The organism is Furfurilactobacillus entadae (assembly GCF_045862745.1).
Classification (GTDB): domain Bacteria; phylum Bacillota; class Bacilli; order Lactobacillales; family Lactobacillaceae; genus Furfurilactobacillus; species Furfurilactobacillus entadae.
The window spans coordinates 1-13,880 of sequence record NZ_BQXN01000005.1; the positions used below are offsets into that span (position 1 = coordinate 1).

15 protein-coding genes and 1 tRNA gene are annotated in these 13,880 nt (G+C 46.7%); 4 read left to right on the forward strand and 12 right to left on the reverse strand.

The window, feature by feature from the left end:
• The 4 genes from ACKTR5_RS03300 to ACKTR5_RS03315 form a co-directional block, all read right to left on the reverse strand.
• Positions 1-291: helix-turn-helix domain-containing protein (locus tag ACKTR5_RS03300; protein WP_407879161.1), on the reverse strand; the 291-nt coding region annotated here is incomplete at its 3' end.
• Between the two features lie 119 nt (positions 292-410).
• Positions 411-1,235, reverse strand: a complete 825-nt coding sequence (locus ACKTR5_RS03305) for a histidine phosphatase family protein (protein WP_407879162.1) — start codon at positions 1,233-1,235, stop codon at positions 411-413.
• 83 nt (positions 1,236-1,318) lie between these two features.
• Positions 1,319-1,945, reverse strand: a complete 627-nt coding sequence (locus ACKTR5_RS03310) for a DNA-3-methyladenine glycosylase (protein WP_407879163.1) — start codon at positions 1,943-1,945, stop codon at positions 1,319-1,321.
• A gap of 129 nt (positions 1,946-2,074) precedes the next feature.
• Positions 2,075-2,683: a MarR family winged helix-turn-helix transcriptional regulator gene (locus ACKTR5_RS03315; RefSeq protein WP_407879164.1), complete on the reverse strand. Its 609-nt coding sequence runs from the start codon at positions 2,681-2,683 to the stop codon at positions 2,075-2,077.
• Positions 2,684-2,882: 199 nt separating this feature from the next.
• Between ACKTR5_RS03315 and thiD the strand changes: the two genes are divergently transcribed.
• A complete protein-coding gene (gene thiD / locus ACKTR5_RS03320) occupies positions 2,883-3,689 on the forward strand; it encodes a bifunctional hydroxymethylpyrimidine kinase/phosphomethylpyrimidine kinase (protein ID WP_407879166.1) in 807 nt (268 codons plus the stop codon).
• Between the two features lie 64 nt (positions 3,690-3,753).
• Here the strand turns inward: thiD and ACKTR5_RS03325 are convergent, their stop codons facing one another.
• The 5 genes from ACKTR5_RS03325 to ACKTR5_RS03345 all read right to left on the reverse strand — a co-directional run bounded on the left by ACKTR5_RS03325 (position 3,754) and on the right by ACKTR5_RS03345 (position 7,353).
• The gene (locus ACKTR5_RS03325) at positions 3,754-4,053 is read right to left on the reverse strand and encodes a hypothetical protein (RefSeq protein ID WP_407879167.1); all 300 of its coding nucleotides are present in this window, start codon (positions 4,051-4,053) and stop codon (positions 3,754-3,756) included.
• Positions 4,054-4,488: 435 nt separating this feature from the next.
• Positions 4,489-4,561: transfer RNA gene (locus ACKTR5_RS03330), tRNA-Arg, on the reverse strand.
• Between the two features lie 38 nt (positions 4,562-4,599).
• Positions 4,600-4,983 carry a tautomerase family protein gene (locus tag ACKTR5_RS03335; protein WP_407879168.1) on the reverse strand — a complete coding sequence of 128 codons (384 nt, stop codon included), beginning with the start codon at positions 4,981-4,983 and terminating at the stop codon, positions 4,600-4,602.
• A 6-nt stretch (positions 4,984-4,989) separates the two neighbouring features.
• A complete protein-coding gene (locus tag ACKTR5_RS03340; RefSeq protein WP_407879170.1) occupies positions 4,990-6,339 on the reverse strand; it encodes a DEAD/DEAH box helicase in 1,350 nt (449 codons plus the stop codon).
• An 18-nt stretch (positions 6,340-6,357) separates the two neighbouring features.
• Positions 6,358-7,353: a Gfo/Idh/MocA family protein gene (locus ACKTR5_RS03345; protein WP_407879171.1), complete on the reverse strand. Its 996-nt coding sequence runs from the start codon at positions 7,351-7,353 to the stop codon at positions 6,358-6,360.
• A gap of 257 nt (positions 7,354-7,610) precedes the next feature.
• Between ACKTR5_RS03345 and ACKTR5_RS03350 the strand changes: the two genes are divergently transcribed.
• A complete protein-coding gene (locus tag ACKTR5_RS03350) occupies positions 7,611-8,015 on the forward strand; it encodes a DUF4828 domain-containing protein (RefSeq protein WP_407879172.1) in 405 nt (134 codons plus the stop codon).
• 73 nt (positions 8,016-8,088) lie between these two features.
• Here ACKTR5_RS03350 and ACKTR5_RS03355 read toward each other — a convergent pair whose 3' ends face one another.
• From ACKTR5_RS03355 to ACKTR5_RS03365, 3 genes are all read right to left on the reverse strand, one after another.
• Positions 8,089-8,529 carry a hypothetical protein gene (locus ACKTR5_RS03355; RefSeq protein ID WP_407879174.1) on the reverse strand — a complete coding sequence of 147 codons (441 nt, stop codon included), beginning with the start codon at positions 8,527-8,529 and terminating at the stop codon, positions 8,089-8,091.
• A 21-nt stretch (positions 8,530-8,550) separates the two neighbouring features.
• On the reverse strand, positions 8,551-9,309 hold the full coding sequence (locus ACKTR5_RS03360) for a GH25 family lysozyme (protein ID WP_407879176.1): 759 nt from the start codon (positions 9,307-9,309) through the stop codon (positions 8,551-8,553).
• A gap of 116 nt (positions 9,310-9,425) precedes the next feature.
• Positions 9,426-10,286 carry a MurR/RpiR family transcriptional regulator gene (locus ACKTR5_RS03365; RefSeq protein WP_407879178.1) on the reverse strand — a complete coding sequence of 287 codons (861 nt, stop codon included), beginning with the start codon at positions 10,284-10,286 and terminating at the stop codon, positions 9,426-9,428.
• A gap of 190 nt (positions 10,287-10,476) precedes the next feature.
• Here ACKTR5_RS03365 and gntK point away from each other — a divergent pair, with 190 nt between their 5' ends.
• Together gntK and ACKTR5_RS03375 are read left to right on the forward strand one after the other, a co-directional pair.
• Entirely contained in the window at positions 10,477-12,030 is a 1,554-nt protein-coding gene (gene gntK / locus ACKTR5_RS03370; protein WP_407879180.1) for a gluconokinase, read from the forward strand.
• 320 nt (positions 12,031-12,350) lie between these two features.
• Positions 12,351-13,706, forward strand: coding sequence for a gluconate:H+ symporter (locus tag ACKTR5_RS03375; protein WP_407879347.1), 1,356 nt, complete (start codon positions 12,351-12,353; stop codon positions 13,704-13,706).
• The last annotated feature ends 174 nt before the right edge of the window (positions 13,707-13,880 follow it).

The following is a 13,880-nucleotide window of genomic DNA, read 5'->3' on the forward strand; positions in this document are numbered from 1 at the left end:
AGATAGGATTATTGCAGCACTTGGTATGTTGAAATGTAACGCAGTTACTCTATAGAAAGTCTGGTGCTGTTTCATCCAGTTTAATACTTGTTGCTTAAAGTCACTAGAATAGATCTGTTTCCTATGAGTACCTTCTAATCCTTCAACACCATACGTTTGAAATTTGTTAACCCAGTCAATAATTGTTTGTCTACTTGGAATATCGTATCTGTGGGTCAGTGTCGTACTACCAATGCCCGCTAAGTATTCAGCGACGATTTTTGCTTTAAATTCATAATTATATTTAGCCATAGTAAAACCCCCAGAGTTGGATTTTGTCCAACTCTGGGGGTTCACTTCAACCACCCAAAGTTTGGGTGGTCAGTCGTTTTATACTTGTTTTAACGCGCTAATATCACACGGTTACCGGTCTATTTGCTTGCCTTAGCACCTTTATTAACGTAACTCAACGTGCCGATCGGGCCAGAAACATGCAGTTTACCATTTTTATAGGTCAGCTTTGTCACCGCAGCATTTTTCAACGGTGTCCCCTTGTAGTCCTTACTCATCGTTGATAGGTATTCATTAATGGACATGCCCGAACTAACCACCAGAACGTTCCCACCACCATCTTTTTCAGTGGTTTTCGCAATGTGATTTAATTCAGATGTCATCCGCTTTTGAACCTGTGCAGAATCTTCCGCCCGGTCACTCTTTGCTAACTTCGTGTCTTGACTATTTTGTTGATCTAATTTGTAATAGGCGTCTTGAAGCTTATTCCAGTAGTCTTTCCCCGTCTTTTGCATGAATTCATCGCCACTTTGGTAGCCATAAACACCAGCAATCTTGTTATTATCAGCAGCAATGTTGTCCCCTTCAAAACTGCCGTAACCACCTTCACGGAGGTCCTTACTCTGCGTCACTTTCACAGACTTATTGTCAGAGTGTTTCAGTACTTCCTGAGCAGTGACCTCTTGCCGGGTCAAGTCCCCCGAATAAGCGGCTTTAAACTTAGTCCCCTTTAACCCAGTTCCCAAATCATCCGCAACCTTGACCCCGTTCTTTGTGAGTGGGAAATTACTCCACCCCTGAACCCGTGTCATGACGTTCCCTGTCGTTTCACCATGACGGGTCAAATAAATCGTCACCGTCTTGTTGCTAGCAGCCTGAACGGGTTGTGACGTTGCGCCCATGCCAAGTGTTAAAGCAACCACCGTTGCCGAACAAAATAGGCCGAGCTTCTTCGTTAGTTTCATGATCAAAATTCCCCCAAGATAGTTTTATGAATCCGCTTACATAAAAATCATATCACTCTCGAAGGGTTCCGCCAATATTTTTCTTAGATACCAGTAGTCCAGCCACCCGTTTGTTCATCCATATCACGTTTACGCATTGCTGAAACGTACGGATTACCAGAAACATAAAATCGGAGCGGCTCATTTTGCCAGTCCCCCGCGCTAACACCGATCCGTGGTGAGGCGATCACCTGCTGCGGGGTGCGCACGGCTTCGTGAAATTCAAAGGGGCTCTCAGCAAACGCAATGTCATTCCACCGCCGATCCGTGATTCCTAAGGCAGCGGTGAGCTTCGCTGGTCCGTTGGTCACCCCATACCCACGCTGAGACCGATTCTGTTGCATGTGGTCTTCACCAACCGTTGGCTGTAAGCCACGAATGAGAATCCCTTGGGGTGTGCCAGCCGGCTGGCACACAAAGTTCATCAAAATCAGCCCACGCATCGTGTAAAAATAAAGGGTTCCCGGTTCATTATAGAGTGCCCGATTGGCTTGGCTTCTGCGGTGTTTAAACGCATGAGCGGCTGAATCTGCATCGCCGAGGTACGCTTCTGTTTCCACGATCAGGCCACCAACTGGCCCCTGACGCCCATGATAAATCACTTCGCACCCTAATAGGGCCCGGGCGTTGACCGTTGTTACCCGCTTCCCTAAAAATGACGCTAATTCCACGTTGTCCACCTCCAGTAATTCATGTCATTTAGCATACTGCTCTTTCACCAAAAAAGCAGTGCAAAAAACGGGGTGCTGACACCCAGTTGCGTTCAACTGAATCTCATCACCCCGTTACTTTGCCATAATTTAGTTCCACATGCTGTTATGGAACCCGTGACCATCTGGTCTGAAACCGCGCCGATCAAAACCGGCTCCGTCTGGATGGTTAAACCGCCCATGGCCAAAATGACTACGTGCCCCACCAAACTTTGTAAAATCTGGTTCCTCGGGAGCGTCCATGTCCGCTAACCGATCCTTTAGTGACCCATTAACCTTCCCCAGCAGCTGGGTTAGTTGCACCGTTTCTTCATCACTTAACCCGGCGAAAATGGTTGCTAAATAGTCATCAGCAGCGTCCTGGCGTTCTGCAAGAACTGCTTTCCCCTTATCCGTCAAGACAACGTGGGTCACCCGTTTATCATTCTCATCCGTTTGCCGCTCGATCAATTCACGCTCTGCTAACTTACTCAACATCTCGGACAATGAGGAGGGCCGAACATCCATTAACTCTGCCAGTTCACTTTGCGTCACATTGTCGTGATCGGCAATCAGCTTTAGCAACCGGGCCCGACCATAGCTGTGCCGGTGCCCATTTTCCGGCTGTTGTGCCCGACTGGCAAAGCCATACCGTTGAACCTGCTTCACAACGTCCATCAGTGTCCGAAATAATTCGTTATTGTCTTTTTCTGTCATCATAAATCTCCTCTTAATTTTAGTTAGGCACCTAATATGTCTCCCATTATATAGGCGCCTAAGCTTTTGTCAATCGTTTTGTTTCATCATTTTTTCTGAACAAAAAAAGAGAAATTCAGAAAGACATTTCGTTCAGCAGGCGAATGTGATACGCTTACATCATTGTTAGAGCACACTTTCGTGAAACGGGGTTGATTTCTTTATGGCAAATGAATTTCCTCAAGTCGTTACCATCGCAGGTTCTGATTCTGATGGTAGCGCTGGTTTACAAGCAGATTTAAATACATTCTTCACACGTGATGTTTATGGTATGTCAATTGTAACTGCGTGCGTTGCCGGTAACTCTTACGGAATTCAAGCAGCAACGGCCATGCCAGCAGATTTCATTGATCAACAATTTACATCACTCAACGATGACTTTAATCTTCGGGCTGCTAAGACCGGAATGTTATCGGATGCTGCCTTAATTAAAAACGTGGTTGCTAACTATAAACGTGTTGATTTTGGACCACTAGTCGTCGACCCCGTTATTGTCACAAAGCACGGAGCCATGCTCTTAGAAACTGACGCGTTCGAAACATTGCGTGAAGAGCTGGTACCGTTAGCGGCCGTGATTACACCGAACTTCTACGAAGCTGAAAAACTGGTTGAAATGAGCATCAATTCGCCAGAAGACATGTTGACGGCAGCAAACAAGCTCCAAGCATTGGGCGCTAAAAACGTCATGATCAAGGGGCAACACAATGATGAAAATCAAACCGAAGTTCGTGATTTAGTTCTGCTCGAATCTGGCGAACACTTCTGGCTTAGCGCACCTTATGTGCACACAGACCGGGTCAACGGAACGGGTGACTCATTGTCTGCCTGCATCACCGCAGAACTTGCCAAGGGTCAGTCTGTTAAGGATGCCATCACCATTGCTAAGCACTACGTTAACACCGCCATTGCAAATGAAATCGCGGTTGGCCATAAATTTGGCCCCATTAACCACTGGGCTTATCAAGACTAAACAAACGAAAAATAGCGACCACGGATTGTTTCAAATCCGTGATCGCTATTTATTTTGAATCAGTTCATTCACTTAATTTAGTATCATCCAACAATTCATGGGCCCGTGGCACCGTCGTCACTAGAACCGGATAGTCTGATTCGTTCCATTCCAACCGTGGTTCAGACCGAACCAACTGAATGACGTTCCCTTGAACTGCCTTCAACACGAGACTGATTACTTGCTGACTGGTAAACGCTGGCGCTGCCATCTTGGCGATGTAGCCAAGTGAACGCGCCTTATTGTTTTTCAAAACACGTTTTGCCCGGCCGTTTTGTGCCGCTGCATTAATTAAATAGTCAATAATCGTTTCGTTGTTTTCCACAGCAGTTTTCTCCGACCTAATTAGATTTCGTGCCCATTTCATTATCTTATTAAAGCACATTGGTCCCTGAAAGCCCATCAAAAATCGTCGTTCATTCAGCTACCACCACGCCAATAGCTGGTGGATAATTAAGATAATCCCGCCCCACAATAAAATTGCTGGGATGCTGGCATTACGTAAAACAACAAAAAAGCGCATTATCTTTGGCCCCCTTTAGATGACACACCATCTCATTCATCATGATTACGCATCCGCAATCCGTTTTAAAAAAATTACTTAGTTAATGATTTTTATTTTATCATTTAATTTAATAAAGTCGACCGCTTTGGCCTTAATCTTAGGGATTTTTATAGATCAATTGATTGTTACACGGGTGACCAAACAAAAAGACCGCCATAACGGCGATCTCGTTGTTTTGCTTTACTTGGATAGGAATGGCCCCACCCAGACTCGAACTGGGAGCAGCCGCTTAGGAGGCGGCGGTTTTATCCAGTTAAACTATAAGGCCAACACAACAGCGCCATTAAGCGCTGTTTTTATCGTTCATTACTTCAAAAACTGGGCAACACCATTGCCAAAGGACCAATCAGGGCTGGCGTTTTCAACCATTGACACCATGACATCATTTGGTTCAATTCCCGCAGTGGCCTGTAATTCAGCCACTAAATCACGATAGAACGCTTGCTTTTGTTCTTCTGTCCGACCACCACGAATGGTGATTTGAATCATGACAAACTTATCGCTGCGTTCGATCCCAAAGCCAGTGTCTTCGATGATCATTTCTTCTGGATCATGTTGGGTCACAATTTGATAGCGATCACGTTCAGGAACCCCAAACGATTGAACAAGAATCTTGTGTTCAGCATCCAGCATTGCTTTAATCTCAGCTTTACTGCGTCCTTTTTGTAAATCAAAACGTACTAATGGCATGTGTCACTAATCCTTTCCTTGTTGCACTTGGCGTTTGTGCCGCATGCCCTTGTTCTTTGAATGTTTTTTATGCGTTCGGACCTTTTTACTTGTCGAAGCCTCTGTTACTGGCCGCAAACGGTCACCATGGGATTGTCGCTTCTCCTGACGATCCTCGTGCGCCGCATGGCTCGTAGCCGGTGTCGCTTTACGCTGAGGCGTGGCAGACTTAGCCGCCGGAATTTTCGGCCCAGTCACATGTTGCTCGCGGGCAGGTCGTTCATCCACAAACGCGTTATGCGCAAAGTACAGCGGTTGAAGCTGATAATCACTTCCCCGCAACGTTTGTTTTAACCGCCGAAGGTCGTGATCATTCCCGAAGTTAACCACTAACCCGGTTGCACCCATCCGGCCGGTCCGACCCACACGGTGCGTATAGGTAATCAAGGAACCAGGTAAGTCATAGTTGATCACCGCTGGTAGGTTCGGGATGTCCAACCCGCGGGCGGCAACGTCCGTGGTCAGTAAGAACTTAACCTTCCCCTTCCGAAAATCACGCATGGCGTCAGCCCGTTGGACTTGGCGTTGCTTCCCAGCAAGTGAAACGGCGTCCACGTGTTCATGACGCATCGCCGCCGCAGCTCGCTCCAGTTCACCAAGCTGGTTGAAAAAGACCAACGCTTGAAACCCTGGCACCCGTGAAAAGCGCCGTAACATTGACGCCCGTTGGTTTGCCGGCAATTCCATCAAACCGTGCTTAACAACCCCTTGTGTTTGGTCCACGTCGCGGACATCAACCGTCGTAACGTCGATGCCGAACTCAGCCGTGACCTGTTCTAACGCTGCTGTCTTTGTGGCCGAGAAAAAACTCAGTTGAACATCGCCCGGTGCTTCACGGATGATGTCTTCCACGTCCTGACGGGTTTCACCAGCTAAAAGTTCATCCGCCTCGTCAATCACGACGCTCACCAGCAAGTGTGGCTTTAGCCGGTGCTCATTCAGCAAGTTTAGAACCCGTCCTGGTGTCCCCACCACGATTTCAGGGTTTTGCTTCAACTTTTCAATCTGACGCTTAACGTTAGCGCCACCCGTCAAGGCTGCCACTTTAAGGCCAACTAACACGGCCCAATCACGCATGACCGTGGTCGTTTGTTGTGCAAGCTCCTGACTTGGTGCCAATACAAGTAATTGGGTCCCATCACCAGGGAGCACCTTGGCTAAGAGTGGCAGCGTAAACGCGACCGTTTTCCCAGAACCAGTGGGTGCCAACCCAATGACGTTTTCATCAGCCGCTAAGGGTTGATAAACGCCAGTTTGGATGGCAGTTTGTTCTGAATAGCCAAGTTCCTTAAAGTGTGTTTCAAATCGTTTGTCCATTTAAACGCTCATTTCTTATTAATTATCCGCTGGAAAGACAATGCTTGCCTTCCGCCGGAGGTCATACAAAACACCATTAACAATTTCACTCAGATGAAGCCAGGTTTGGTAATGCCGGACGTTATCCGGATTCTCAGGATTGTTTAAAACCTCTGCAAATTCTGTTGCTTCCGCCACCATTGGGTTGTCAGCTGGTGTTTCAGACAACTGGGTCACCGTCCCATCCGCTGCATGGTAAACCACGGATTTCAGTTCTGCGGCGTTGTCCATAACGATGGTGTCCTTGACCCCATAAATTTCTGAAGGCAGGTAGGAATTCGTGTTCTTTCCGATGTTCAACGTGACGTCAAACCCATCGTAACCGAGCACGGCGATTCCCTTTCCATCAGCACCTGTCCGCAGTGGGGTTGCATAGTAATGCACCCGGTTGGGTTTTCCAAACCATGTCACCGCGTCATACACAACGTACACGCCAAGATCCTGTAATGCGCCACCACTATAAGTGGTCGTGAACACATTTGGATCCTTGCCTGCCAAGTAATCGTCATAACGCGACGAATACTTCATGTAGGTCAGTGTGGCCCCACTGATTGTCTCCATTTCTGCCAGTTGTTTCCGAATTGCACGGAAATTTGGTTCATGAATATGCCGTGCTGCTTCAAACACATGACTCTCAGGGTGAGCAGCTAAGGCCGCCTTCACCTGAGCAAATTCCGTTGGGTTCGATGCAAGTGGCTTTTCCACAATGACCTGTTTTCCCGCCTCAAGTGCTTGCAAGGTCTGGGTGACGTGCAAACTGTTTGGCGACGCAATGTAAACCACCGTAAAGTCACCTTCAGCAAAGAAAGTGGTTAAATCAGTATACACCTGACCACCATTCTTAGCCGTAAAATCTTTTCCTGTGTCTTCGTGCCGTGAGTAAACGCTCGTCAATTCGTAAGCCCCACTTGTTGCTGCGGCTTCCACGAATTGTTGCGTAATCCAGTTCGTACCAATGATCCCTAGTTTTAACATGCTATAGAACCTCCGTCGGAAATGAATTTTTTGTGCGTTACCAGGATCCCGATAATGATTTTCATTATCGCCAAACGATTCTGTTAATACTTTTATTTTACCAATTTTAACGTTAAGTTGCAGTATTCAGGTCAGATTGTGTCAAGAATATGTTAATTCAATTACGGCAAGTCTTCCACTATCGAAATTCCCTAAAAACATGCTATATTTATATTTGTAAGAAATTTACACTAGGGGAAGAAAGCGAGGATGATCCAGTGCCTTTAAGACGGAATATTTTATTATTTGGTGTCTCAGTTGTCGCCGGTTTAACAAGTACCTTTACACGCTCTAACAAAAAGCAATCTCATAATCAGACGGCGTTACCAATGTTATATTCTGGCACCTGGAAATATGCCAATCACGACGATCACCGTGTCCATCACTTGCAGATCAACCCGGATCTATCACTTCATATTGATGGGCGGCTTGAAAACGCCACGGTTGAAAGCATCAACGCACAGGAACTCGTTTACCTTGATAGCTTTGGCTATCACCTGCGCGTTCAAACAACCGAGCAACTCCCGGTTGCCCTCTATGATGAAGCAGACAACGCTACGTATGCATTGGTAAGCGTTCAGACGGGGAAAACACCTGTTGATGGTAACGCCCTTCCGGATTGATCGTTACTTTAATTAATAATTCAAAACGTCCACTTCGATGTCACCATCGTCGTGGACGTTTTTTGTTCGTTGATTACTTTGTTAAATTAAACTTTTCCCGCTGCTCCGGAGTTAGCCGCCACGTCAGGTAGTGTTCTAACAACTTCATGTCGGTGGCAAGGTTCTCTGGTGTGCACTCACGTTTATACGCCGCACGTTCCGCCGTTTCTAACAGTGAGTTCAGCGGAACCAGCCGTGGCCCAATTGCCACAAAAATTTTCAAGCGGTTTTTATCCCGTGAATTTTCTGGTGTGACGCCCACCTTTACCGCAACGTCAAAACTCCGAAACGCGATGAAATCAGCACATGCCCAGCCGGCTGTTACCGAGAAATCTGGTAAGGCCGTCTGTGAATCACCAAACTGACGGGTAATGGCGTCTAACATTAACGTCTGTGCCTCATTGATACTTAAATGTTTCTGCTTTGACTTTGCTTTTTCAGGTGTTGCCTTTTTCTTCTTTTTCTTATCAAACATGATTATTTTTTCACCCTATCTTCATTCATTTTCGAACGATTGCTTGGTTCCATTATAGACCATTAATGACAGTGACTGGCGTTTACCCGCCACGACGATGGTTCCAGCATCGTTATACATCATGAACTGAACCTGTTTCGGCGACCGCTTATTAAGCTGATCATCGTCTAACGCAACGTTAGGAAGTGCCAAATGGTCCTTTAACGCGGTGTACTCCGCCGGGAAGGTCCAAATGCCGACATCCTGCTGATAATCATCTTGCAACATTTTCATCATCAGTTTGAGCCGCCCGGCCGTTCGTTTAACCGCCTGGTCAGAATCAAAGCTTGCGCCCGTATTTGGGACCGCAATCATGATGGGCAAGCTTCCCGTTGATGACCCCACCTGCCGCTCAAAGTAGTCGACCTGGCTTTGAACGCTACTGCTTGGACTATAAATCAGGTAAACCCCAACTTTCAGTGTGCTACCCAGGCTTCGATTGTAGTTGCCGCTGAACGCATCATCTAGGTACCGGTTCCCCACCGTTGTCTTTAGGTAGGCAAACTTTAGGCCCGTTTTGGCAAGCGCCTGAAAATCCAGAAAACCGGCCTCCTGATCAATCGCTGCGCCAGTTATCGGGTAGCGCGCCAGTGTCGCTTGGTGCCGCATTTGCCACGCGTGAACCAGTGCATAGCCGCCACCGCACAATCCGACAACAATGAGGCTCCCAATTAACCAATGTAAAAAACGGTGACCTCGTTGCTGACGGCGGCGTTTCTCATGCAGTTGTCGTCGATTCATCAACCTTTCACCACTCCCCCTGTTTGCGTGCTCGTACACTTTATTTTAGCACGTTAACTGGAAAAGCCAATGTGCCACCACGTTTACAACGAAACTGGCGGCAAAGTGATCCCTGATTATTCGCGTGAAACTTCCATGGCGTGACGCACATCCTTTAACAGCATCTCGCCAGCCGTGGTCTTCGCCCCTTGGGCCCCCACCAATGTAAACAAACTATCCATGATGGTTAGCTGGGCGATCAGCGAGCTCATGGATTCACTCCGATAATTAACTTCTTCGGCAACGGACTGAAAGACAATGTCACTCTTCTTGGCCAGCGGTGAGGCTGGATAACTTGTGATTGCGATCATAGGTACTTGATTAGCGCGTAATTGATCCGCCATCATTAAAGTGTCATGATTCCGCCCTGAATGCGACACTAAGATTGCCACGTCATCCGGTGTCATGTTAACTGCTTGCATCAGTTGAATGTCCACATCTGGATGAAACTGCGCGCGAACCGTGGTCCGTAAAAATTTATGATAGCCGTCCAGCGCCACGATTGAGGAACCGCCGAACCCAAAAAAACTTAATAAATGTGCATTTTTGATCAACTTAATGGCCGCAGCCAAATCATCATCTTTTAGCAGGGCCCGGGTTGCATCCAGCGCATTATCAGCCCCCTGGAAGACCTTATCAACCACAACCGTTGGTGCATCATCCTCTTCAATTTCGCTGAAGAAGCTGTCCGTTTGATTTGCAATTCCGCCAAAGCCCAAGCTAAATTCTCTAAATGAGCGCCACCCAATTCGCTTAACAAACCGGCTTACCGTTGCCGTTGAAACCTTGACGTTCTCAGCCAAGTCCTGAATGGTCATTTCACTGGCTTTCGCTGGATTTCCCAAAATAAAATCCGCAATTTTTTTATCAGCCCCCGTCAGGTGTTGATAGTTTGCCTTGATAGTACTAACGCTGGTGCGTGCGATAATGGTCGCCATCCCTTCTGTGAATGAAAATTATCATTCTAATTTATGTAAAAAATTTTCTAGTTTTATTATGCCGCAAACGCTTTCAGATTGCATCAACTTTCACAAAATATGTATGACTTACTGTTGTTAACGCCGGTGATTTCGCCTATACTAGCATGCGTAGATTTAACTAACGACGCTACTAAAGGAGTTTACAAATATGGACTACATGGTCGGAATGGACATTGGTACAACCAGTACCAAAGCTGTTTTATACGACTTGGACGGGAACGTGTTGGCTTACACCAACAAACTGTATCCGCTCTATCGTGATGCCACTGGGATGGCAGAAGAAGATCCTGAAGAAATCTTAGAAGCCGTTGTAAACGGTTTGCAAGAAATTCTCCGGAAAGCCGATTTAAAGAACGGTAAGTTGCACGGTGTTTCTTTCTCAAGTGCGAACCAAAGTTTGATCGCACTGGACAAGAACCACAAGCCACTGACCCGGGTTATTACATGGGCTGATACCCGTGCAACCAAGTACGCGGATCAATTAAAGGCTGATGGCACTGGTAAGACGCTCTATGAGCACACCGGAACGCCAATTCACCCTATGTCCCTTCTATGTAAATTGTTATGGCTGAAAAATGAACAAACTGACGTTTACAACCAGGCCGCTTACTACTGTGGGATTAAGGAATACGTCTTCTACCGCCTGCTTGGCGTTTGGCAAATGGACATTTCCGTTGCTAGTGGAACCGGAATCTTTAACATCTTTGACCTCGATTGGGACAAGGATGCTTTGGCCCTAACTGGTGTGACCACCGACCAACTGCCAGCTATTGTTGATGGTTACGCACAGTCAACCGGCATGCGCGAAGAATACGCAAAGGTCATCGGTTACCCAACTGACGTCCCATTCATTCAGGGTGCTTTTGATGGTGCCCTCTCTAACCTTGGAGTGGATGCCATTGAAAAGGGTGTCGTTGCGGTTACGATCGGAACTTCTGGTGCCGTTCGTGTCGTGACTGACCATCCCGTTATCGATCCTAAGGGCCGGGTCTTCTGTTACGCCTTGACCAAGGACCTCTGGGTTGTTGGTGGTCCCGTGAATAACGGTGGGGTCGTCTTCCGGTGGGCCCGTGACAGTCTCTTTGATGCCGAAAAGAGTACTGCTGCGCTGTTAAATAAAGACTCTTATGACTTACTGACTGACATCGCTAAGGGTGTTCCAGCCGGATCTGACGGTCTTTTATTCCACCCATTCTTAGGTGGCGAACGGGCCCCAATCTGGGACGCTGATGCACGTGGTTCATTCTTTGGTTTGACCCAAATGCACACCCGCGCCCACATGATTCGTGCCGTTCTTGAAGGGATCGTTTACAACCTTTACACGGTGCTGTTAGCCCTTGAAGAAGTTGTTGGTGAACCTAAGTCCATCATGGCGACTGGTGGGTTTGCCCGTTCTGAACTATGGCGTCAAATGTTGTCTGATGTCTTCGAACAACCCGTTACCATTCCTGAATCCTTCGAATCCTCATGCTTGGGTGCCGCTGTGATTGGAATGAAGTCACTTGGTTTGATCGATGACTTGAGCGACGTTAAACGCTTCGTTGGTGAAACACACACCTACCAACCAAATTCTGATAACTTTGACGTGTACCGCGAATTGGTTCCCATTTACATTCGCCTAAGCCGTCAGTTACAAACGGAATACACCAACATTGCCAACTTCCAAAAGGAACATGCGCAACATGGTGAAACAACCGAATAAGGTTAAAAAACACGTCGCACCCGCGGCGTGTTTTTTTCGTCTCATCATGAATCGATCCTAAACAGCTGGTTAACCACGTATGCCACTAGCCACACAAGAATTCACTTTTTTTGAAATAAATCTTCACCCACGACTATAATCGCAGACCCTTGTGGTTCTAAGAAAACGGTCTCATTCGCGGTATACCACATTGAAATAAATTTACACGTTGTAAGTGGAAACGCTTTCCAAACGACTAATTTTCTGGTATTGTCTTCCAAGTAAGTCATTATTAAACATTTTTCGTCATTCGAAAGGAGCCATCCATTATGTCTGGAGCTATGCCTTTTGTGGTGTTATTCTTAGGAATCGCATTACTATTAGTTCTTATTATTCGTTTTAAAATCAACACATTTTTAGCCCTTGTCATTACAGCTGTTCTTGTTGCCCTTGGTCTTGGAATGCCAATGGACAAAATTGCTCTATCAGTCCAAACGGGGATCGGAAGCCAACTTGGTGAACTATCCATCGTCTTTGGTTTTGGTGCCATGCTGGGTCGGTTAGTTGCCGACGCCGGTGGTGCATTCCGAATTGCTACAACGTTAATTCACCGGTTTGGTAAAAAACGGCTGCAATTAGCCATTGTGCTTGCTTCGTTCATCATCGGGATCGCCCTTTTCTTCGAAGTTGGGATGGTTCTGTTGATTCCAATCGTCTTCGCCATTGCGGTTGAAGCTGAAGTGCCAATTTTATATCTGGGGATTTCCATGGCAACAGCGTTATCTGTTACCCACGGATTCTTACCACCTCATCCAGCGCCAGTTGCCATTTCAGCAGCCTTACATGCTAACGTTGGGAAAGTCCTGTTATTCGGGATCATCATCGCGATTCCAGCCGTTTACATCGCTGGTCCCCTATTTACCCGATTAGCACAACGGTTTGCCCCATCTGCCTTTGAACAAAAAGGAAACTTATCTTCTTTTGGTGAAATCAAACAATTTAAGTTAGAAGAAACACCTAGCTTTGGTCTTGCTGTCCTGACATCACTGTTCCCAGTGATCTTCATGGCCATCACTACGTTATACCAACTGATCTTCACGAATGGTGAATTACCAAAGAACCCGTCAACCCTTGACCGGTTCATTGCCTTCATCGGAAGTCCAAGTATCGCCATGATCATGTCCCTTTGCTTTGCAATGTGGGCCATGGGTTGGCACCGGAACCGTTCCACGAAGGCCATCATGACCTCCATGGAAAACGCCGTGAAGTCCATTGCAATGCTGCTTCTTGTTATTGGTGGTGGTGGTGCCTTCAAGCAAGTTCTGATTGATGGTGGTGTTGGGAAAGCTGTTGCGAACCTGTTTATCAACACCAACTTCAGTCCCCTTCTCTTGGGCTGGCTGATTGCCGTTATTCTACGGATTGCGCTTGGTTCCGCAACAGTCGCTGCCTTGACTGCTGCCGGGATCGTTGCCCCATTGATGACACAAGCCGGTGTGGATCCATCACTGATGGTCATTGCCATCGGTTCCGGTTCACTGGCTGCTTCACACGTTAACGATGCCGGGTTCTGGATGTTCCGCGAATACTTCGACTTAACGGTCAAGCAAACGTTAAGCATCTGGACCGTTCTTGAAACAGTTATTTCTGTCGTTGGGATTTGTGGCGTTCTGATTCTTAACGTCATCTTCCATTAAAAATTATCTTTGATTAACCTCTACTTGCTGAGCGCAAATAGAGGTTTTTTTATTGCTAAATAACCATTTTCATAACTTGAAAAAAGTTTTCAGAAAATCAAGAAAAACGGTTTCATACTAATTGTAAGTCGAGTACAATGGTGGAGTTGGTTTTCCAAATTGACAACAGGATTT